The organism is Novosphingobium sp. KN65.2 (assembly GCF_001368935.1).
Taxonomy (GTDB): Bacteria; Pseudomonadota; Alphaproteobacteria; order Sphingomonadales; family Sphingomonadaceae; genus Novosphingobium; species Novosphingobium mathurense.
This window is the reverse complement of sequence record NZ_CCBH010000002.1, coordinates 1-20,109: the sequence shown is the minus strand read 5'-3', so window position 1 is coordinate 20,109 and position 20,109 is coordinate 1. Positions and strand designations below refer to the sequence as shown.

General features: G+C 61.5%; 17 protein-coding genes. 11 read left to right on the top strand and 6 right to left on the bottom strand.

Annotated features, from left to right (window positions below; all coding sequences use genetic code 11):
- Positions 1-114 precede the first annotated feature (114 nt).
- Together ahcY and SPHV1_RS00085 are read right to left on the bottom strand one after the other, a co-directional pair.
- Complete coding sequence (ahcY, locus tag SPHV1_RS00090; RefSeq protein WP_054944116.1) at positions 115-1,536, bottom strand: adenosylhomocysteinase; 1,422 nt, start codon at positions 1,534-1,536, stop codon at positions 115-117.
- A 241-nt stretch (positions 1,537-1,777) separates the two neighbouring features.
- Positions 1,778-2,308 carry a hypothetical protein gene (locus tag SPHV1_RS00085; protein WP_054944115.1) on the bottom strand — a complete coding sequence of 177 codons (531 nt, stop codon included), beginning with the start codon at positions 2,306-2,308 and terminating at the stop codon, positions 1,778-1,780.
- Between the two features lie 179 nt (positions 2,309-2,487).
- Between SPHV1_RS00085 and SPHV1_RS00080 the strand changes: the two genes are divergently transcribed.
- Together SPHV1_RS00080 and SPHV1_RS00075 are read left to right on the top strand one after the other, a co-directional pair.
- Positions 2,488-2,967 carry a peroxiredoxin gene (locus tag SPHV1_RS00080; protein ID WP_054944192.1) on the top strand — a complete coding sequence of 160 codons (480 nt, stop codon included), beginning with the start codon at positions 2,488-2,490 and terminating at the stop codon, positions 2,965-2,967.
- Between the two features lie 199 nt (positions 2,968-3,166).
- Positions 3,167-3,847: an SDR family NAD(P)-dependent oxidoreductase gene (locus SPHV1_RS00075; RefSeq protein WP_054944114.1), complete on the top strand. Its 681-nt coding sequence runs from the start codon at positions 3,167-3,169 to the stop codon at positions 3,845-3,847.
- 6 nt (positions 3,848-3,853) lie between these two features.
- Here the strand turns inward: SPHV1_RS00075 and SPHV1_RS00070 are convergent, their stop codons facing one another.
- The 3 genes from SPHV1_RS00070 to SPHV1_RS00060 all read right to left on the bottom strand — a co-directional run bounded on the left by SPHV1_RS00070 (position 3,854) and on the right by SPHV1_RS00060 (position 7,579).
- A complete protein-coding gene (locus SPHV1_RS00070; protein ID WP_231634326.1) occupies positions 3,854-5,269 on the bottom strand; it encodes a hypothetical protein in 1,416 nt (471 codons plus the stop codon).
- Positions 5,270-5,435: 166 nt separating this feature from the next.
- Positions 5,436-6,044, bottom strand: coding sequence for a GTP cyclohydrolase I FolE (folE, locus tag SPHV1_RS00065; protein ID WP_054944113.1), 609 nt, complete (start codon positions 6,042-6,044; stop codon positions 5,436-5,438).
- The gene (locus tag SPHV1_RS00060) at positions 6,041-7,579 is read right to left on the bottom strand and encodes a phospholipase D-like domain-containing protein (RefSeq protein WP_054944190.1); all 1,539 of its coding nucleotides are present in this window, start codon (positions 7,577-7,579) and stop codon (positions 6,041-6,043) included. The genes folE and SPHV1_RS00060 overlap by 4 nt, the downstream gene beginning before the upstream one ends.
- A 495-nt stretch (positions 7,580-8,074) precedes the next feature.
- Here SPHV1_RS00060 and SPHV1_RS00055 point away from each other — a divergent pair, with 495 nt between their 5' ends.
- The 6 genes from SPHV1_RS00055 (at position 8,075) to SPHV1_RS00030 (ending at position 14,280) form a co-directional block, all read left to right on the top strand.
- Positions 8,075-8,677: a hypothetical protein gene (locus SPHV1_RS00055; protein WP_007014878.1), complete on the top strand. Its 603-nt coding sequence runs from the start codon at positions 8,075-8,077 to the stop codon at positions 8,675-8,677.
- A 219-nt stretch (positions 8,678-8,896) separates the two neighbouring features.
- Positions 8,897-10,243: a chloride channel protein gene (locus tag SPHV1_RS00050; protein ID WP_054944112.1), complete on the top strand. Its 1,347-nt coding sequence runs from the start codon at positions 8,897-8,899 to the stop codon at positions 10,241-10,243.
- A 226-nt stretch (positions 10,244-10,469) separates the two neighbouring features.
- Entirely contained in the window at positions 10,470-11,621 is a 1,152-nt protein-coding gene (locus SPHV1_RS00045) for a glycosyltransferase (RefSeq protein WP_082430686.1), read from the top strand.
- 47 nt (positions 11,622-11,668) lie between these two features.
- On the top strand, positions 11,669-12,607 hold the full coding sequence (locus SPHV1_RS00040) for a hypothetical protein (protein WP_054944110.1): 939 nt from the start codon (positions 11,669-11,671) through the stop codon (positions 12,605-12,607).
- Positions 12,588-13,106 carry a DUF2141 domain-containing protein gene (locus SPHV1_RS00035; RefSeq protein ID WP_054944109.1) on the top strand — a complete coding sequence of 173 codons (519 nt, stop codon included), beginning with the start codon at positions 12,588-12,590 and terminating at the stop codon, positions 13,104-13,106. Before SPHV1_RS00040 ends, SPHV1_RS00035 begins: the two co-directional genes overlap by 20 nt.
- Before the next feature lie 13 nt (positions 13,107-13,119).
- Entirely contained in the window at positions 13,120-14,280 is a 1,161-nt protein-coding gene (locus SPHV1_RS00030; protein ID WP_054944108.1) for a glycosyltransferase, read from the top strand.
- 270 nt (positions 14,281-14,550) lie between these two features.
- Here the strand turns inward: SPHV1_RS00030 and SPHV1_RS00025 are convergent, their stop codons facing one another.
- Positions 14,551-15,501, bottom strand: a complete 951-nt coding sequence (locus SPHV1_RS00025) for an endonuclease/exonuclease/phosphatase family protein (protein ID WP_054944107.1) — start codon at positions 15,499-15,501, stop codon at positions 14,551-14,553.
- A 327-nt stretch (positions 15,502-15,828) separates the two neighbouring features.
- Here SPHV1_RS00025 and SPHV1_RS00020 point away from each other — a divergent pair, with 327 nt between their 5' ends.
- From SPHV1_RS00020 to SPHV1_RS00010, 3 genes are read left to right on the top strand one after another with little or no spacing between them, the layout of a single operon-like run.
- Positions 15,829-16,494, top strand: a complete 666-nt coding sequence (locus tag SPHV1_RS00020) for an RNA polymerase sigma factor (RefSeq protein WP_082430684.1) — start codon at positions 15,829-15,831, stop codon at positions 16,492-16,494.
- Positions 16,478-17,452 (top strand): FecR domain-containing protein, encoded by a 975-nt coding sequence (locus SPHV1_RS00015; RefSeq protein ID WP_082430682.1) that lies wholly within the window; start codon positions 16,478-16,480, stop codon positions 17,450-17,452. The genes SPHV1_RS00020 and SPHV1_RS00015 overlap by 17 nt, the downstream gene beginning before the upstream one ends.
- Positions 17,449-19,830: a TonB-dependent receptor gene (locus SPHV1_RS00010; RefSeq protein ID WP_197277586.1), complete on the top strand. Its 2,382-nt coding sequence runs from the start codon at positions 17,449-17,451 to the stop codon at positions 19,828-19,830. Before SPHV1_RS00015 ends, SPHV1_RS00010 begins: the two co-directional genes overlap by 4 nt.
- The last annotated feature ends 279 nt before the right edge of the window (positions 19,831-20,109 follow it).

Below are 20,109 nucleotides of genomic sequence, written 5' to 3'. Positions count from 1 at the left end.
GCCGCTCCATCCGGGGAGCGCAGAACGAAAAAAATCCGGCACCTGCAATTGCAAGTACCGGATCTCGGGCAACGCCGGCCTCGCCACAAGGGCAAGGCCGGGGTGCAATGCCAATCAGTAGCGGTAGTGGTCCGGCTTGAACGGGCCTTCCTGCGGCACGCCGATGTAGTCGGCCTGGCGCTTGGAAAGCCTGGTCAGTTTCACGCCGAGCTTGTCGAGGTGCAGCGCCGCAACCTTTTCATCAAGGTGCTTTGGCAGGACGTAGACGCGGTTCTCGTAGTCGTCCGACTTCGCGAAGAGTTCGATCTGCGCCAGCACCTGGTTGGTGAAGCTCGAAGACATCACGAAGCTGGGGTGGCCGGTAGCGCAGCCCAGGTTCACGAGGCGGCCCTTGGCGAGAACGAGGATCTGCTTGCCGTCCGGGAAGGTCACCAGGTCGGTGCCCGGCTTCACCTCGTGCCAGTTGTAGTTGTCGAGCGCCGAAATCTGGATTTCGGAGTCGAAGTGGCCGATGTTGCAGACGATGGCCTTGTCCTTCATCGCCTCCATGTGGGCGCCGGTGATGACGCCTTCGTTGCCGGTCGCGGTCACGAAGATGTCGCAGCGCTTGACCGCTTCCTCCATGGTGACGACTTCATAGCCTTCCATGGCGGCCTGCAGGGCGCAGATCGGGTCGATCTCGGTGACCATGACGCGCGCGCCGCCATTGCGCAGCGATGCCGCCGAGCCCTTGCCGACGTCACCGAAGCCGGCAACGCAGGCAACCTTGCCGGCAAGCATGACGTCGGTCGCGCGGCGAATCGCGTCGACCAGCGATTCGCGACAGCCGTAGAGGTTGTCGAACTTCGACTTGGTGACCGAATCGTTCACGTTGATCGCCGGGAACGGCAGTTTGCCGTCCTTCGCGAGGTGGTAGAGACGGTGCACGCCAGTGGTGGTCTCTTCCGAAACGCCCTTGATCGCGTTGACGGTGCGCGACAAGTAGCCCGGCTTCGCCTTGAGGAAGGCGCCCAGCGCGCGGACGAACTCGATTTCCTCGGCGTTCGAGGGTTCGAACAGCGGCTCGCCGGCTTCGACGCGCGCGCCCCACAGTGCGAACATGGTGGCATCGCCGCCGTCATCGAGGATCATGTTGCAGGTGAGGTCCGGATTGCCCTCACTCGACCAGTCGAAGATGCGGCCGACGTAGTCCCAGTAATCGGAAAGGCTTTCGCCCTTGATGGCGTAGACCGGGATGCCCTGCGCGGCGATCGCGGCGGCAGCGTGGTCCTGGGTCGAGAAAATGTTGCAGGTGGCCCAGCGCACTTCAGCACCCAGCGCGACCAGCGTCTCGATCAGCACCGCAGTCTGGATCGTCATGTGCAGCGAGCCGGTGATCCGCGCGCCCTTGAGCGGCTTGCTCTCGCCGAATTCCTCGCGCAGGGCCATGAGGCCCGGCATCTCGGTTTCGGCAATCGCGATCTCGGTGCGCCCATATTCGGCGAGGCCGATGTCGGCGATGGCGTAATCGTGTGCGGCGGTCTGGGCGGTGGCCACGGACAGGTACTCCTGAAACGGTTCGGTTAGGTTCTACGGGGTGCCGCGCGCCTGCCGCCGGGGCATGCAGATGCAGCAACCTGAATGCGGCGTACCTACCGTTTCAGTCCGCGAGAAGCAAATATAAAGATATCTTTATATGGCCGCGGGAGTGGAGCCAGTTCCTCCCGCGGCCACAAGGCCGCCGCCTTCGCCCTACCCCCGCCGGACGCGCAGGCGGCCTGAACTTGTCGGCCGAAACCTAGCGCGACGCCAGGGCCAAGACCGGCCCCGGTTGCCGCGAAAGCAACTGCCCGGCTGCCTCGACCAGCGTTTCGCGGCCCTGGACCTTGGCCAGGCTGCGCGTCACATCCTTGAGTTCCGCACAGGATAGCCAAGGATGGCCGCCGCCGTATTCGTTGGCCATCACCACGCTCATGCGGTCGAGCGCCCGGTTCGCGTCCTTCACGCCATAGCGCCGCGCAAGGTCGGCCTTGAGGTCGTCGCTGGCCTCGTTCAGCTCGCTCATGTGGCGACGCGTGAAGACGCCGTAGTCTGCGGTGAAGTTGTCGGCGGTGGTCCGGCAGCGCAGACCGGTGACCATCAGCATGATGTCCATTCGGCGCAGTTTTTCCGCGCTGCCGTCATTGCCCGCCGCGCTCGCCGGCGTCGGCAGGCCGATGCAGATGGCGATGATAATTCCGACCAGAGAAGCCCATAGCAACCGGCGCTCGCCGCTCGCGAAGCGCTCCGCCTTGCCTGATTGCCTGAATGTGTTCCCGAAAGTGCCCATTGTCCCAGTCCCCCCCGCAGGCCGAGTCCTGCATGAGACCGAGGATCACCCCGCGCGTTTACCGGCGATTGAACGGTCGCCGTAAATCGAAATTTACCATTCATGGGCGTTGCCGGAATGCCGCAGCGCCCTATATCTCGCCACGTTGCGATTCACTTGCAGAACAAAGGATGCATTCCATGACCATCGCCGTTGGAGACAAGCTGCCTGACGTCAAGCTGATCAAGGCTGGCGAAAGCGGACCCGAACCGGTCCAGACCGCCGATTACTTCGCCGGCAAGAAGGTTGCGCTGTTCTCGGTCCCGGGTGCCTTCACCCCGACCTGCTCGGCCAAGCACCTGCCCGGCTTCGTTGAAAAGGCCGGCGAACTCAAGGCCAAGGGCGTTGACGAAATCGTCTGCACCGCCGTCAACGACGCCTTCGTGATGGGCGCGTGGGGCAAGGCCTCGGGCTCCGACGACGTCACCATGCTGGCAGACGGCAACGGCGACTTCGCCAAGGCCGTCGATCTGGTAATGGACGGCACGGGCTTCGGCCTTGGCAACCGCGGCCAGCGCTTTTCGATGGTCGTCAATGACGGCGTCGTCGAACAGCTCAATGTCGAGGCCCCCGGCACCTTCGAGGTAAGCTCGGCCGAATACATGCTCGGCAAGCTCTGAACCGTTTAGAGCGATTGACGCGTTTGGGGCGGCCTTCGGCAGACGAAGGCCGCCCTTTTCGTTTCGGCTTCTCACGCATCACGCCGTGATCCGGGCAGGATCATCTATGCGACGATGCCTTGCAAGCCGGGCCGAAGCCGCCTTGCCAGCAGCCGGACGCGCAACTAGCTACCCGGCAACAGGCAATGGAGGAGAGATCATGGCACGCTCGGTAATCGTCACTGGCGGCTTCGGTATTCTGGGCCAGGCGGTCGCCCAGGCCTTCGTCGCAACAGGTGACAAGGTCGCCCGCATCGACTTCGCGCCTTCCGCGGCTCAGCCCATCGACGGCGCGCTGGACATCGGCGGCGTCGACCTGACCGATACCGCGGCCACCAAGGCAGCGCTGGACAAGGTTATCGCGGCAAGCGGCGGGATCGACGTCCTCGTCAATGTCGCGGGTGGGTTCGCCTGGGAAACGCTGGAGGGCGGTTCGCTCGACACGTTCGCGAAAATGCACGCGATGAACCTGATGACCAATGCAACGATCACCAAGCTGGCCCTGCCCGCACTCAAGACGTCTTCAGCCGGACGGATCGTCAACATCGGCGCCGGCGGCGCGCTCAAGGCCGGCATGGGCATGGCGTCCTACGCCGCATCCAAATCCGGCGTGCACAAGCTGACCGAGGCCCTTGCCGAGGAACTGGCCGGCACGAGCGTGACAGTGAATGCGGTCCTTCCCTCGATCATCGACACGCCCACCAACCGCGCCGACATGCCCGACGCCGACTTCTCGACCTGGGTTCAGCCCGCAGCCATCGCCGAAGTCATCGAATTCCTGGCATCCGATGCCGGACGGTCGATCACGGGCGCGCTGATCCCCGTTTCGCGCGGGGGCTGATCCTGCCTACGGGGAGGAACGCAGCCTTTCTGCAGGCACGTAAACGACGATCCCGTCCCGGTTCCAGATCCTGCGCCAGCCCGGCGCGCGGGACAGCTCGCGCGCCAGCGGCGTATTGTGCGATACCTTGAGCAGGAACGCAGCCACGGACCACCTGCGTTCAATCGCTTCAAGGCCGACCTTCCCGGCTTCAACCTTGCCGTTGAAGTGCCATTCCTCCGGCGTATAGCGATAGTATCGTCCGTCGAACGCGACGCGCCACTGCGGATAGCCGGCATCGATGATCGGCCCGCCATAGGGAAAATCGGCATAGATGACGCCGCGCACATTTTCCCGGCGCAATCGCTCAATGGCCGCCATCGGCAGGCTCTTGTCGAAGCGTGTCGGGAGCAGTTGCGGTCCGAACAGGGCAACCAGTGCCAGAGCCAAGACTGCGGACCAGCGCGGCACACGCATCGCAGCCGGTCGCGGTGATGACACGACACGCGACAGCAAGGGCACAAGCGCGACCGCCCAAAACAGCACGAACCGGATCGTGACGAGCGTCATGACGAAAAGCGCCACGGCCACGGCAAGTTCGCGCAGATCCACGCGTTGGCGACCTCGCAGCACGAACCATAGAGTCAGCGCTGCGGTATAGAGAATCGGCAGGGAATCGAGCCAGTTGGCGGGCCGCCACATGGGCAGCCATTCGGAGACGCCGATATCCAGACTCGCCTGCGCATTGCGGGCCGAAAGCGCGAGGATCGAGCCGCCGTCCGGGGTCGCGAACATGGCGAGGACCGCAAGCGGTATCAGGACGGTCTCTGCAACGGGCGGTCGCTTTCCGTCTTCGAGCCGCCATGTGACCCAGCCTGCGGCGGCGTAGACACCGAGCGCCCCGGCAGCCACACTGACCGAGGGGTGCAGGTTCTGCCAGAGCACCAGCAGCGGCGTCCCAAGCGCCACGGTCAACCACGGGCGCAGTTCAAGGCGCAGCAGCGCCAGCAGCAGCCCGAAGCACAGCACCGAGAAACTCTGCGGTCTTATGCTCGCGGTCGCCAGAGCCGCCACCACGGACAGGCACAGTGCCACCAGAACCGCGCCGGGCGCAGCCCCCTTGCAACGGCAAGCCAGTGCGACAGCCCAGAAGCCCCCGGCCCAGCACAAGGCGTCAAACACGCGCAGCGCGTCCCAACCGCCCAGCAGCCGGACCTTGGCCATGACCGCCTGCCCCAGCCAGGCCAGGGCGGGGAGCGAATCGCCAATATGGGAGGCCGCGAAGGGCTCGCGCGCAATCGGGCCATGGCGGGCCAGGATCATCTCGCCCAGCTTGAGCTGCCAGAAGATGTCGACGTCCCAGACCTTGCGGCTCAGGAGCAGGGCAAGGAGGATCGCGGGCGCAAGGACCAGCGCCCATTCGGCAAGCGCAGGCCAAGGCAAGCCCGCCGTTTTGCCAGTGCTTTGCGAATTCCCCTGCAACGGCATCCCCTGCCCCCGACCGACGCGGTCGGATCAATCGCGGACAGGGAAACCGATCGCGGGTCGCGACGCAAGTGGGCAGTGCGCAGGCTCACAAGGAATCCTGGGCAAGATCAGCCTCGTGCGATCAGTAGCCCATCAGGCTCAGCACTTCCTTGCGGCTGCGCTCGTCCTCAAGGAAAGTGCCCATCATCCGGCTGGTAATCATGCCCACGCCCGGCGTGCGCACCCCACGGGCGGACATGCAGGCGTGGTTTGCCTCGATCACGACGGCGACGCCGTGCGGCTGGAGATGATCCCAGATGCACTGCGCAACTTCCGCGGTCAGGCGTTCCTGGATCTGCAGGCGTCGGGCGTAACCGTGCAGCACGCGCGCCAGCTTGGAGATGCCGACCACGTGGTCGCGCGGCAGGTAGGCGATCGCGGCCTTGCCGATGATCGGCGCCATGTGGTGCTCGCAATGCGACTGGAATGGGATGTCCTTGAGCAGCACCACCTCGTCGTAACCGCCGACTTCCTCGAAAATGCGCGAGAGGTGAATGGCCGGATCCTCGGCATACCCGAGGCAGTATTCTTTCCATGCGCGCGCGACGCGCTGGGGCGTGTCGAGAAGTCCTTCGCGCTCCGGATCGTCGCCTGCCCAACGGATGAGGGTGCGAATCGCTTCCTGCACGTCCTGTGGGACGGGAGGCTTGCCGAGGGGATCGTCCTCGTCGGGCCCGATCAGGCTGCTCATCCTTTCAAACTCCTCATCTTCAATTTCTGCATCAATCGAATCCGCATGAGTTGCCCCTTGCGACGGAACAGCCCACGACGCTCGATCGGCTCGAACATTTCATCCGGACGTTCCGGATCGAGAAAAGCGCTCTCGCCAATCGCTCTTTCAGCATCCGACAAATGTTTCAAGGCCAAGGGCGCCAGATGTTTGCCCAAGGGCGCGAAGGCATCGATCATCGCCGACATGAAGCCATGCCGCTTCAACTCGGCAGCCACGATGTCTTCCTCGATACCGCAGTGCTCGGCCAGCAGCCGGATCCGCAGACGCTCGATCGCCGGTCCGACATGGGCATTGGCCGGCCTGCCGGCATCGATGAAGACGTCGCATTCGCTGTCGAGCCCCATCGAACGGTTGTTCATGTTCGCCGATCCGACACGGATGATCTCATCGTCGACGATCATCAGCTTGGCATGGACGTAGATCGGCGTCCCGTCGGCAGCCAGGGGTGTGTAGATGTGGAACCGGCCGGCATGATCGGCCTGGTTGAGCGTCTCCACCAGTTCGACCCGCGCGGTGTCCATCGCGAACTGTTCGAGCCACCCGTCCGCCGTGCGCGGATTGATCACGACGAACTCGGGCGGATCGTCTTCCATCAACCGTTCGCAGATGACTTCGGCTATCGCCCTCGACGCGAAGTACTGTGTCTCGACATAGACGAAGCGCCTGGCCCGCCGGATCTGCTCGATGAACAGCTCCTCGATCTCGGCGATTTGCGAACACTCACCCCATTTCGCGCGCGTGCGCGCTATGCCGATCTCCACGTTCTCGAACTCAGCGTCGAGGTTGTCCGGCCAGGGCGATTCATCCTGCGGCGCGCAAGGACGTATGGGCTTGCCGCCCGCCGCCTCCCAGCGGTCTCGCCCCAGTTCACCCAGTGCGTGCGCGATCTCCCCTTCCATGATCATCGTCACGTCATGCCAGGGATCGTAAAGTCTTCCTGTCGGCCGGCGCCGACGGATATCCCGGGGCCGATGCTCGGGCGTGTCCCATCGGTCGGAAGTCATGTCTATTCCCCCGCAGACAGCAAGAACATCGTCGATCACCACGATCTTCTGGTGATGGCTGCAGCCGATGGGATGGGCGGAATCGAACTTGAAATCGATGCGCTTGTGCACTGCCCAGCGCAGCAGATCGATCAGCATCGTCCCGCGAAACAGCGAACGGATGAGAGAGAAGTTCCACTTCAGCAGCAGGATCTCGAGGGTATCCGTGCGCCGTACCAGCCACAGAATGAAAGACCCGAGCCGCGCGGGGAAGCGTATCTTGCGGCCGCGCTGCCACCAGCGGCGACCGGATGACAGCAGGATGCGCGAATCGAAATCCCAGCCGATCAGGAAAATGCGCTGGCGTGCATCGACCATGGCTTCGCGGATGACGTCGAAATAATCGGCGGCATCGATAACCAGATGGGCGCGTTTGGCCATGGCGAAACGCCAGACGGAAGGCCCCTCGCCCTCGGCATCTTGTACCGCCTTGCCTCCCTGTTCGTTCATCATCCGCCTTGCTGGATTACCCTGCTCCGACGATCAAGTCCCCAGATGTCCGCTAGTTCCCCCGCCACGGATACAATGCAGCGGCACCCTGAACCGTCCAAGGCGCAAATTGCGACGAGGGGCGCCGATTCGGCCATCAGGTCCGGCTAGCAGTCTACGGCAGGAAATCGCCGCATCTTCACGAAGCGGGCATCGCGAATCGCCCGCGGATCGTCGAGAATTTCTCTCCGCATGGCGGATTCCGGCTGATTTTTGTCAGAAAATGGCACTTTCTGCGGTTGATCTCATTTCATTCAGCCGCCATTCGTCTTGGCGCGTGTAACTATTGCACCATCGCAGTTCGTTTCGTTGAGCGATCATTTCGCCAGAAACGGACCCCTGGCCCTTCGGGTCGGGTCAGTCGTCCGGCAACTTTCCGGACCCCTTTCGCGCTCCCGCATGACCGGGAGCCGGCATTGGGATCGCATGACGGTCCTGCACGAGAAGGAGTAACACATGAAGAATTCGCTCATCGCCGCCGCGATTGCTGCAGCGAGCCTGGCTCCCGTCGCCGCGGTGGCGCAGGACGCAGCCGCTACTGCCGTCGCCCCGACGGTGGGAGCCAAGGTTTTCGGCCCCGAAGGCAATGAAGTTGGCACCGTTGAAGCCGTCCAGGGCGACGTGATCACGGTTTCGACCGGTACGGCACGCGCCGGTCTTCCGACCAGCGCCTTTGCGATGCGCGCAAAGGGCCTGACCATCGGCATGACGAAAGCTCAGCTCGAAGCCGCCGTTAACGGCGCTGCCGCCCAGTCGACCGAAGCCAAGGACGCCGCGCTTGTCGTCGACGCTCCGATCAAGAGCAGCGACGGCGTCGTGCTCGGCACTGTCACCAAGGTCGAGGGTGACGACGTAACCCTGACCCTCAGCGATGGCGCCGCTGTCGCCCTCAAGAAGGCCTCGATCGGCCTGACCGCTGACAGCTCGCTTGCCCTCGGCATGACCGCGGCTGACTTTGCCGCCGCCACGCAGTCGGCAGCCGGCACGGCGCAGGCCAGTGCCGATGCCGCTGCCCCGGCAGGCGCGCAGGCCGAGAACGCCTCCACCGAAAGCGAGTAATCGCTCCGGGCTTGCGGCAGGCACGAATTAGCCTGCCTCGGCACATGCAGCAGGGCCGGGACGACGATGGCGCTCCCGGCCCTGTTCTTATGTCCGCCCCATTTCGTGCAGGGACAAGATTTCCGGGGAAAATCCTTGCGGTCGACCTGTGTGTTAGCCCAATAGGGTCCGCGAATCCCGCCGTGTAGTACCCGCGCGGCATTTTCCAGATCCAACACAGTGAGCTGCGGCGCCTTGTCTCCTCAGGAGCATTTCAAACACTTCGCAAAAGCCGTTCCCGGCTTTGACACCTCCTTCGACCTTGCCCGCCGCCGAGCGGCCACTGCCATCGGTGCCATTTCCCTGGGCCTTCTGGCAATCGTCTTCGCCTGGAGCGGCGACAAAGCGCAGCAGATCTTCCTCTCGATCACGCGCAGCTACCCCTATCTGCCGCTGATCCTGACCCCCAGCGTCTTTGCCGGCGTCGTCTGGATCACCAACACCTGGGCGCCTGCCGCCAAGGGTTCGGGCATCCCGCAGGTCATTGCCGCCGGCAAGGATCTCGATCTCGCCTACTCCAAGCTGCTTTCGCTGCCGACCGCGATGGCCAAACTGGTCCTGACAGTCGTCATGCTGCTGGTCGGCGGATCGGTCGGTCGCGAAGGACCGACGGTGCAGGTCAGCGCCGCAATCATGATCACCTGCCACAAGATCCTGCGCGTACCGATGACCGCTGGAGTCCTGATTGCCGGGGGCGCCGCAGGCGTCGCCGCCGCGTTCAACACGCCGCTGGCCGGGGTCGCGTTCGCGATCGAGGAACTCGCCTCGGCCTTCGAGCAGCGCGTTGCCGTGCTGGTGATGGCCGCAGTCGTCGCCTCGGGCCTTGTCAGCCTCGGGATCGCCGGGGACTACATCTACTTCGGCGTCATGCGCGAGACGCTGCCGGTCAGTTCGGTCATCCTCGCCGCGCCGGTCGCAGGCATTCTCGGCGGTGCGCTCGGCGGCCTGTTCTCCCGCTGCCTGCTCGCGTTTGCCCGCAGCGGCCACGCCTGGTTCGTCGCAGTGCGCAAGCGCCCGGTGCTTGCAGCTTTCGTCTGCGGACTGATCGTTGCGATCGCCGGCTGGCTCACCGGCGGGTCAACCTGGGGCACCGGTTACGAGACCACCAAGCAGCTCGTCGAAGGCCAGGGCGATTCCTCGATCTGGTTCGGCCCCGCCAAGTTTCTCGTCACCACCGCGACGGCCGTTTCGGGTGCACCGGGGGGCATCTTCGCCCCTTCACTTTCCGTGGGCGCAGGCTTCGGCCAGTTGCTCTCGTTCCTGTTCCCGGACGACCCGATGGCGGCCATCGTGCTGCTTGGCATGACCGGCTACTTTGTAGGCGTCGTGCGCGCGCCGCTGACCGCAGTCATCATTCTCATGGAAACGACGGCCAGCCGCGGCATGATCCTGCCCCTGTTCATGACAGCGATCATCGCCGACGCAGTCAGTAAGCTGGTGTGCCGGGAGAAGCTTTACCACGGCCTGTCGAAGGGCTTCGTGGTCCAGCGCAGCGACCAGGGCGATTCCACAGCCAAGCAGGCCTGACAGGGCCGCTCAGGACAATTATCGAACAAAGATACGCACAATGCGCTGCCGTTGACCCTTCTAACCATCGATCCGTCCTCACCCCGCAGGTGCGGCCTGTCATTTCGAAAGCACGGAAACCGACCGTAGGAGGCGAAATTACGCGCCCGCATCCGGTTTGGAAGCCACCACCTAAAATGCACGGCAAGGCATTACGGGTTTTGGATTAGGTCGGCGTCTTAGCGGTATGCGGATTGCCATTCCTATCCATAGCTTCGAACCCGGAGGGGTTGAGCGCGTCGCGCTGCGTCTTGCTGAATATTGGCAAGATTCTGGCCATGATCCTGTCATCGTCCTTGGCCGAAGCCGCGGAGCCTGTATCGGCCCCGCCCCTGACCTTGACTATCGTTTCACGAGAGAACCCTTTCCGACCGACCGATGGGAGACCATCTGGATGATCTGGTCGTTCTTTCGGTTCCTTCGGAAGGAACAGGTCGACGCCATCTTCTGTCCGGGCAATACCTACACCGTCGTATGCGTTGCCGTGAAGCTTCTCCTCGGGGACCGATGTCCTCCCGTTCTGGTCAAGATCAGCAACGATCTGAAGCGCAGTGACCTACCGACATTCGTTCGACCGTTTTATCGATGGTGGCTTAGAGCACAAGGAGCCGTCCTGGAGCGCTTCGTTGGCATTGCACACCCAATGCGGGCCGAAATAGAACGCGAACTGGCTCTCCCGAAACACAGCGTCAGCGTCATTCCGGACCCGGCGCTTTCCGAAACCGAACTGCATGAGCTTTTCGGTTCGGGATTGGCCAGGCATTCGCAGGTCGGTTGCCGCTTCCTTACGATCGGCCGGCTTGCTTCGCAGAAAAACCAGATACTGCTTCTGGAGGCCTTTGCGCGCCACGCCTGGCCCGACGACACGCTCGTCATTGCTGGCGATGGCCCCGAGCGCGACAGACTGGTCGAACGTGCAAGTGCCTTGGGACTGCAGTCGCGAGTCCAGTTTGTCGGTCACGTGGACAACGTTCTTTCCCTTTATGCAAAAGCGGACGTCTTCGTGCTCTCGTCCCATTATGAAGGAGCACCCGCAGTTATTCTGGAGGCCTTGGCCGCGGGCCTGCCGATCGCTGCAACGAACTGCTGCGTCAGCATGGAGTGGCTGACCGGATATGGCCAGTTTGGCGTGGTGGTTCCCCCCGGCGATCCCGATGCTTTGGGCCTTGCGATGAACGCGGCCAAGCATCTGCGACCGGATCAGCCGGCCATGCAGCGCCTTGCCGCAAGCTTCACATTGGAAAGCTCCGGGCAGCTCTATCTGTCCGCCTTCGCGGCCCTGGTCGGCAATGCCAATCGTCGGCATCGGGAGAATTCGCCCAATAGTGTGCGGGTTTAAAATGAGGGCGGAGTCTAGCGGGCCTCAATAACGATCAAGGCCAAGGAATGCCCGATCAAACCCTAGCGCTTGCGCCGAGTGGAACGTTCACGTTCGAACCACAGGATCGTAAGACGAGACCGGCTTCTGGCAGCGTTTTCGGGACGCTCCTCTCGCTGGTCGTCGCCGGCGCAGCAATCTACCAAGTGAGCGACCTCGATTTTGCGAAGATCCTTGCGCTTGTGCCAACTTCGCCGACCTTCTGGGGCCTGTTCGTCATCAGCTATCTGATCGGACCGGCAAGCGACTGGTTCATTTTTCACCGTCTTTGGGCGATTGGAGCCGGCGCCTTCGGCGCATTGATCCGCAAGCTCATCTACAACGAACTGCTGGTCGGCTACATCGGCGAGGTCTATTTCTACGGTTGGGCCCGCAAGAATCTGAAATTCGTGACCACTCCGTTCGGAGCCGTCAAGGACGTGGCCGTGCTTTCGGCTGTTGCAGGCAATGTAACGACTCTCTTCTTCCTGGCTGTGGCGTTCCCTTTCGTGAGGCTGCTGCCACTCCATGACCATCTGACAGCAATTGCTTGTTCGCTCGCGTTCGTCATCGGGATCTCGCTGGCTGTCATGCTGCTGCGCCGTTCCCTTTTCTCGCTCGAGAAAACGGAACTCAAGATGATCTTCGCAGTCCATATCTTGCGAATTCTTGCAACGACCGTGACTTCAGCTGCCTTGTGGCACCTGGTGTTGCCGGATGTTGCCCTTGGCTGGTGGCTCATTCTGGTGACCATCCGCCTTTTGATCTCTCGACTGCCCTTCGTGCCGAACAAGGATGTCGTATTCGCCGGAATAGCCGTGCTCGCACTCGGCGGCGAAGTCGAAATATCGGCACTGATGGCGCTCATGGCGGGACTGATCCTCTCGGCTCATGTGGTTGTCGGCCTCAGCTTCGCGTTGGCAGACCTGCTTTCAAAAGGGAGAAGCAATGAAGCGCCTGCTTTTTAGTCTTGCGGCCAGTCCCCTGCTGGTTGCCGCTACCATCCCATCCACCCCTGACCTTGGAACGGCGGAAGGCAGATGCCGTGCCAATGAGCTCGGGCCCTCGTTTCTGGTCGATGTCACCGGGCTCAAGGACCGCAAAGGCAAACTCAAGCTTGAAGTCTATCCGGCTAATCGCGTGGACTTCCTGGAAGACGACAATATCCTGATTTCGGCGGGCAAGACCTTTCGCAGGGTTGAAGCGTCTGTCCCTGCTTCGGGCGCGGTCCAACTCTGTGTGCGGGTTCCCTCGCCAGGACGCTACGCGGTAAGTCTGCTGCACGACCGGGACGGCAACCGAAAGTTCAACTGGCGCGTCGATGGCATCGGATTTGCAGGCAACCCCAAGCTTGGATGGAGCAAACCTGACGCTACCGCAGCAAGCTCGGTAGCCCTCTCGGGCCCGACGCCGGTCGAGATTGTCATGAATTATCGGCGCGGCCTCGGCATGCGCCCCATCCGATAATGGGAAACCGCCGATGAAAATCGTCGATGTCTGCGCTTTCTATTCTCCCAGAGGCGGTGGCGTAAAAACCTATGTCGGCCAGAAGCTGGCGATCGCCGAACGCATGGGGCATGATATTACCATTCTCGCACCTGGCGACGACAATGCGATTGTCGAGTTCAACTCGTGCGCCCGCATCCAGACGATCGCCTCGCCACGCTTCCCGCTTGACCGGAAATACTGGTATTTCAACGATGAACCGGCGCTCCATGCCGCGCTCGACATCTTGGCCCCGGATTTCGTCGAGGCGTCCTCACCATGGCGCAGCCCGCTCATGGTGGCGAACTGGCGGCCGGAGACGCCCAAGGCGATTGTCATGCACGCCGATCCTCTGTCCGCCTATGCCTATCGGTGGTTGGAACCTCTTGTCACTCGCGAGACGATTGACCGCAAATTCGTGAAATACTGGGCTCACTTGCGCCAGCTGGGACAGCGCTATGCCGCAGTCGTATGCGCCAGCGATGATCTGGCCTCGCGGTTGAAGGCAGGCGGCGTCGGCAATGTCGTAACAGTCCCGATGGGAGTCGAAGCGCACCGCTTTTCGGCGAGCAAACGCAATGAAGATCTGCGCGCAAGCCTGCTTGCCCAATGCGACCTGGCCCCCGACGCGACATTGCTCATCGCGGCCGGCAGACTTGCGCCAGAAAAGCGCTTGCCGATGCTGGTAGAAGCGGTGACGATCGCAGGCAGGCATCGCCCGATCGGTCTCGCAATCTTCGGCGAAGGACGAGAGGATACAAACATCCTGCGGTCGATCTGCCGAAATCCCCATATCCGGTTGTTTCGCCCGGAATGCGACCGGGAAAGATTTGCCTGCATCCTTGCAAGCGCCGATGCTCTCCTGCACGGCTGCGAGGCCGAAACCTTCTGCATGACGGCAGCGGAGGCAAGCGCCAGCGGCATACCAGTGATCGTACCCAATCGTGGTGGCGCGGCTGACTTCGCCAGGGACAGGATGGGGCTGTCCTATCGCGCTGCCGATCGTGCGGACCTGGTTCGTGCCATCCTCGCCTTGCCCGACCGCTTTGCGACGCGCTCGAACGGCGGCACGGTGCAAGCAATGAACGATCATTTCGCCGCCCTGTTTGCAATCTATCGGGAATTGCACTTGAGCGAACTCTCACGCGCCGCTTGAGCGCGGCAATAGGGCGAAGGCTATGCCGGCTTTGATCCTCGGCAGGCAACCGCTTCGCGGCTAACTTGCTGGCGGTTGGCCTGGCCGGAGAATGTCTCCGGTCATGGCTTTGCCGATCCCTGGCCCAGGCGAATTCCCAAGAATGTCCGTCAGCCGGGTGCGTAGCTCATGGCGAATCCCGGCGCAGATCGGTACTGGCCTCATCCCTGCAATGGCTTCACGCGCAGACGGAATCAGGTCCCGAATAATCGCGGACGGTTCGCTTCATCATCATTCGAACGAAAAGTCGATCACGAAGCCCGCATGGTCAGAAAGAGGCTCTTGCGTGGCGAGCGGGAACGGAACCCAAGCCCGTTCGGGCAGGAGCCCTACCCTTCTTCCACCACGGAAAAGAATCTTGTCCTTGTTTCGGACAACGATCCGCCGCGCCTCATCTTGCGAACCGGACACTACATTTCCCTTGGCAAGAACAGTCCTGAGACCATCGACCTGGGCGCCATGGAGAAGCGGCTGCGCTACCGACGCTACGCGTATGGACACATCACCCGTATTGAAATCTCCGCCGAAGATGACCGGGGTGTCGTTCGGAAGCGCTTTAGACAAGAATTCCCGAACTGCGGCGACTTGCCAGGAATAGGCCCGATCGGCCCTTTCGCTCGTCACGTGTGCAGCGCCGCGCGAATTCAGATGGGCGTTGACAATTGCGATTGGCTCCCCGGCGCCGGGTACATCTATCCACGCCACAATAACGCCCTTCGCCGCAAGGCAATCGTAACCCGCGCATGCGCCTTCGGGAAACGCGTAGCGCTCGACTTTGATGATGGGGTAATCGGAAAGAATCGCGAGGCCGCTATCGATCAGGCTCCCGGCCCCTTCTCCCTTGATCCATTGCGCACCCTTGGCAAACGAGCGCCCCAAGGGTTGAGCCTCATGGGAACTCGCAAATTGAGGGCCATTGACCACAAATCGATAACCGCCGACCTTGGCGAGCTTATTGGAGATGTCTCCGAAGGCTTCCTGCAACAGAACGATGCGTGGCTGCGCATTGCTGGACCTCATCGCAGCAAGACGCTGTCCGATAGCGGAATTGGCTTCCTTGCGACCAAAGGCGATTGGCCAGGGCAATCCCTTGATATTATATGACAAGATCGACAGCGGGCCGGCCGGCCCCGGCCAAGTGGCACTGTGATCCAGTTCGATGTCATAGCTGGGCGAGGACATAACTGACGCGCCTAGAAGAGCCGCTGCGGTGAATAGCGCAAGAGTTCTGAACCTGATCATAATGCTTGCGTCCCCAGCAAATCGTGGGCGCAAGACGCCGTTCTCTGGCGATTTCCGCACAGTTTCCTTGCATGTGCGGTTCTGCGCACTCCCCGGCGTCTAGCTGCCTAAGCAGCAGCGGAGATCAGGCATGGACAGCTTCAATGGGATCGGCAGATCTGCAGCAGGGTTCCTGCCGCTCTCCACAACGGGAGGCACCGCGCCGGCGCTGGCGAATACGGGCGCAACGAAGCGAGCCTCGATCAAATCACGCGCAAAGAACTTCTGATGCCCAAAGCCGTTCAAAAACTCGAGTCATCACCTAATACATTGCTCCAGTGGCCGCCCCGCCCTTATGGAGTTCGTATGTTAAGCGGATGCGAAGAGTCGGGCACAGGCGAGGCGGGCCTGCTGCAACTGCTGGGCGAAATGCGATCGGATCTGTTGCGCTTCATGCTGGCGCGCCAATGCAATCCCGCCGAAGTCGAAGATTTGCTTCAGGACCTTTACGTGAAACTGGCGAATATCCGTACCGGCCCCATAAGCAACCCGCGCGCCTATCTTTATCAGATGGCAAACAACCTCCTCCACGACCACCGGCGAGGGCGTCGCCGACAGCAGGAACGGGACGATCACTGGACGCGCAGTCGGATCGGACCCGATCTTGAAAAGGAAAGTGCCCCTTCGCCGGAAGAGAGCGCAATCGCGCGCGATGAACTCGAGCGGGTCAATAGGGCGATTGCTTCGATGCCACAGCGAACCGCGCAGATTTTGAAGATGTATCGTCTCGACGGCGTTTCGCAAAAGGCTATCGCCAACAACTTGAACCTCAGCTTGAGCGCGGTGGAAAAACACCTCCAGCGCGCTTATCGAAAGCTTCTGCTTCTGAAGGAAGAATTGGATGGATCTCCGCAACTTTCGCTAAGGGAGGCGGACGATGTTGGCTTTTCCTGATCCCGCAATGCTGGAGCAAGCGATAGCTTGGCACCTTCGGCTCAAGGATGCCGATGAGGATACGTGGGTTGAATTCGCCGAGTGGCTGAACGCCGATCCTGCTCATAACGACGCCTATGAAGCCGTTGCAAACCGCGATGCGTATCTGTCGTCCGCACTCGAAAAGGCGACTTTCCCTTCAAGCGATCAACACGAGCCGGCACCGGACGAAGACGCGCACGCTCATGAACCAGGGGATGGCATTGCTCGCCGCAGCCACTGGCGCTGGGGTGCAATTGCAGCTTCGATGGCGGTGGCTGGCGTCTTTGCCGTCCAAATGCTGTCCAACCGGGATACCTCCTATGCGATCGCAACTGCTGTAGGAGAGACTCGAACCGTTTCACTCGCGGACGGGAGCGAAATCCTCCTCAATGGCAATACCGAGGTTATTCTCGATAGAAACGACGCCAGACTGGTGGAGATTGCGCGAGGCGAAGCCCGGTTTGCCGTAAAGCACGATGAGACCGACCCTTTCACCGTCGTTGCCGGCGATCAGCGTCTGGTCGATATTGGCACCGTGTTCAATGTGGTCCGCACCGATCGACACCTCCGCGTCGGTGTCGCGGAAGGCGCCGTGCGCTATCAAGGCACGGCCCGGACCGTCGAACTTCGCGCCGGTGACAACCTTGCCGCTGACGGCCGGGGAAAGATCGAAATTTCGCAGAGCCCGGTTGCCTCCATTGGGAGCTGGGCCGATGGCGAACTGGTCTATGATCAGACTCCCTTGGCACAGGTCACCGACGATCTGTACCGATCAACCGGGATTTCGCTCAAGCTTCCTCCTGGCATGGACTCGAGGCGCTTTTCAGGCGTGATCCAGACCAATGGAGACAGGGATGCGGTGCGCGCGAGGCTGGAAGTACTGATCGATGCGAAAATCGTCGCTGACGGGGCACGTTGGTCCGTCGAAGCCCGGTGAGCGGCAAGGGGCTTCTGCTGGGCGCGCCGATCGTGTGCGCAGCGGCAGCTTGCCCCGCGTATGCGGCCGACGAAATCAGCTTTGATGTTCCTTCCGGGCCATTGAATGTCGCCCTGCTGTCATATGCCTCTCAGGCACGCATTTCCATTGATACCAGTGACCCGGCATTACGGTCGATCCGGGTTGGCGGTCTGAAAGGGCGCTTTTCCCTTCGCGAAGGGTTACGCCGGCTGCTTAAGGGCACAGGCTACGATTATCTGGTTTCACGCGGAAACGTGGTCAGGGTTCTTCGCCAGACTAACCATCCTCCACAGCGGGTGGCGCCTGATCGAGGAAGGGCCGCAACTTCTCCTTCGTCCCCGCGTCCGGGCGTTCAAGCGCCACCGTCGGCGGAGATCATTGTCACGTCGAGCAAACAGAATGTCGCGCTGGTCGACTACCCTGGTACATTCCATGTCACCTCATTCACAGAAGCGCAAAGCCTTCACGCCGGCGGCAGCGGCAGCGAAGTATTGCTGCGCAAGCTTCCCAACCTGACTTCAACCAACCTGGGTTCGGGGCGAAACAAGATCTTCATCAGGGGCATTGCCGACAGCAGTTTCAATGGGCAATTGCAGTCGACAGTCAGCCAGTATTTCGGTGAAAGCCGACTCACGTACAGCGCTCCCGATCCAGACCTCGCACTGTACGATATAGAGAAGGTCGAAGTGATCGAGGGTCCTCAAGGGACCCTTTATGGAGCGGGTTCCCTGGGCGGTGTCATCCGTGTCGTGCCGCATCTTCCCATACCGGGCGAGTTCAGCCTCAGCGGAACGGCAGCGATGGGAGCGACTGGCGGTAAGGTCGGCGGGGACAGCGCCGTGGTTACCAACATCCCGATCGGTAGGCACGCTGCACTTCGAATTGTGGGATATCGCATTGTGCGTCCTGGCTACATCGACGACGTCGAACGCAACCTGTCCGATATCAATCGCACGAGCGTCTCGGGACTGAGGGCGAGCATGCGGATGGAGTTCAGGGATGGCCTTAGCATCGACGCCGGTATCGTCACGCAGGATACCGGGAGCCGGGACAGTCAGTACATCGATGGTCCACCCTCGTCGACGCTGACGCGTCGGTCCCTTGTCGCTCAACCCTTCAACAATGACTATCGCCTCGCATTCGGGACATTTCGGGCCGATCTGGGCTTTGCCAAGCTCGTGTCCAACACATCCTACACGTATCACACGATCGACACGGTTTTCGACGCGACATCGCCTGTAGCCAAGATTCCCTCGATATTTGAAGAGAGCATGCTGGTCAGGCTGCTAACGCATGAAACGCGAATCTCGGGGTCATCGGATTGGATTTCGAACTGGGTTTCGGGCTTTTCGATCGCCCGCAACACCAACCGAATAGACCGGTTTCTCGGTCCCCCAGATGCGCCTGCAACCATCGCCAACATTCATTCGGAAACCCTGGACGCCGCCCTGTTTGGCGAGGCAACGCTTCGTGTCTGGCGTAACTTCTCCATCAACGGGGGCGGAAGGTTGTCGCTATTTCGGCGAACCGATGCCTTCAATATCGAATCGAACCAGGCCGTGGTGGAACCGCCCAGTCCCGAGATGCGCTTTCTGCCGACCGCTGCCCTTTCCTGGAAGCCTTGGAAAGGGACGATTGGCTACATCCGCTATCAGGAAGGATTTAGATCCGGCGCCCAGCAACTGACAGGAAGCGGTGATCAGGCCGCAGTCACCCGCTTCCAGCCCGACGAGATCCGGACGTTCGAAATCGGTTCGCGCTTCGGGCAAAATGCCGGTTCGCAGCTGTCGGGCGGATTGTCTTATGCCTACTCAAGGTGGAACAGAGTCCAAGCCGATCTCGTGACGAGCACCGGTTTTCCCTATGTCGCCAATCTCGGCTCGGCGCATGTGCACTATATTTCGGCAGATCTCGTCTGGAAGCCCTCATCGGAACTTGGCCTGGAACTATCCGGCTTTCAAACGATCAGCGTTCTTGATCGCCCATCACCCAATTTCGAAGGCGAGGAAGAAGAAGCCCTGCCCAATGTCGCCGATGGCGGCTGGCGGCTCTCCGGTCGTTATGAGCCATGGATCGGGACTACCAAAATCACGCTGGATGGATCGGTCGGTTACGTCGGCACCTCGGTTCTGGGTGTCAGCGCTCCATTCGATATTCCGCAGGGAAATTATCTCGATACGGCCATCGGTGCAAAGGCTGACTTTGGACGCTGGGGCCTTTCACTGGATATTGAAAACCTGTTGGACAGCCGAGCCAATCGCTTCTCCTATGGCAATCCATTTTCCGTAGCGAACGGGGATCAGCGAACGCCTCTGAGGCCAAGGACAATCCGGCTCGGGATCGATGCCAGGTTCTGACGATCTCTTGCGTGGTGCGTCGATTCACTACGTCCGCCCAAGATTCGAACAGAAAATCGACCTGCTCGCCGGACCGCTCGCGGGGACAATTCAAAGTTCCCGCTTTGCCATGTTCGCCGCGCACAATCACTTGCAGCGCCACCCGACTCGATCGGATACCCATTCGTCCGCCGTCTTAAAGACCAGCCCGAAAGCGGGTCCTGGTCCGCGGCTATTGGCATAGGGACGCTGCAGCGCGAGGCGCTCGTATCTTTTCAGTGAAGTGGCGCGCCCGGAACG

Coding starts and splice junctions, on each gene's coding strand:
- SPHV1_RS00085 (WP_054944115.1), bottom strand. CDS start 2,308: ATGGGCACTTTCGGGAACACATTCAGGCAATCAGGCAAGGCGGAGCGC.
- SPHV1_RS00080 (WP_054944192.1), top strand. CDS start 2,488: ATGACCATCGCCGTTGGAGACAAGCTGCCTGACGTCAAGCTGATCAAG.
- SPHV1_RS00075 (WP_054944114.1), top strand. CDS start 3,167: ATGGCACGCTCGGTAATCGTCACTGGCGGCTTCGGTATTCTGGGCCAG.
- folE (WP_054944113.1), bottom strand. CDS start 6,044: ATGAGCAGCCTGATCGGGCCCGACGAGGACGATCCCCTCGGCAAGCCT.
- SPHV1_RS00060 (WP_054944190.1), bottom strand. CDS start 7,579: ATGAACGAACAGGGAGGCAAGGCGGTACAAGATGCCGAGGGCGAGGGG.
- SPHV1_RS00055 (WP_007014878.1), top strand. CDS start 8,075: ATGAAGAATTCGCTCATCGCCGCCGCGATTGCTGCAGCGAGCCTGGCT.
- SPHV1_RS00045 (WP_082430686.1), top strand. CDS start 10,470: ATGCGGATTGCCATTCCTATCCATAGCTTCGAACCCGGAGGGGTTGAG.
- SPHV1_RS00040 (WP_054944110.1), top strand. CDS start 11,669: ATGCCCGATCAAACCCTAGCGCTTGCGCCGAGTGGAACGTTCACGTTC.
- SPHV1_RS00035 (WP_054944109.1), top strand. CDS start 12,588: ATGAAGCGCCTGCTTTTTAGTCTTGCGGCCAGTCCCCTGCTGGTTGCC.
- SPHV1_RS00030 (WP_054944108.1), top strand. CDS start 13,120: ATGAAAATCGTCGATGTCTGCGCTTTCTATTCTCCCAGAGGCGGTGGC.
- SPHV1_RS00025 (WP_054944107.1), bottom strand. CDS start 15,501: ATGTCCTCGCCCAGCTATGACATCGAACTGGATCACAGTGCCACTTGG.
- SPHV1_RS00020 (WP_082430684.1), top strand. CDS start 15,829: ATGCCCAAAGCCGTTCAAAAACTCGAGTCATCACCTAATACATTGCTC.
- SPHV1_RS00015 (WP_082430682.1), top strand. CDS start 16,478: ATGTTGGCTTTTCCTGATCCCGCAATGCTGGAGCAAGCGATAGCTTGG.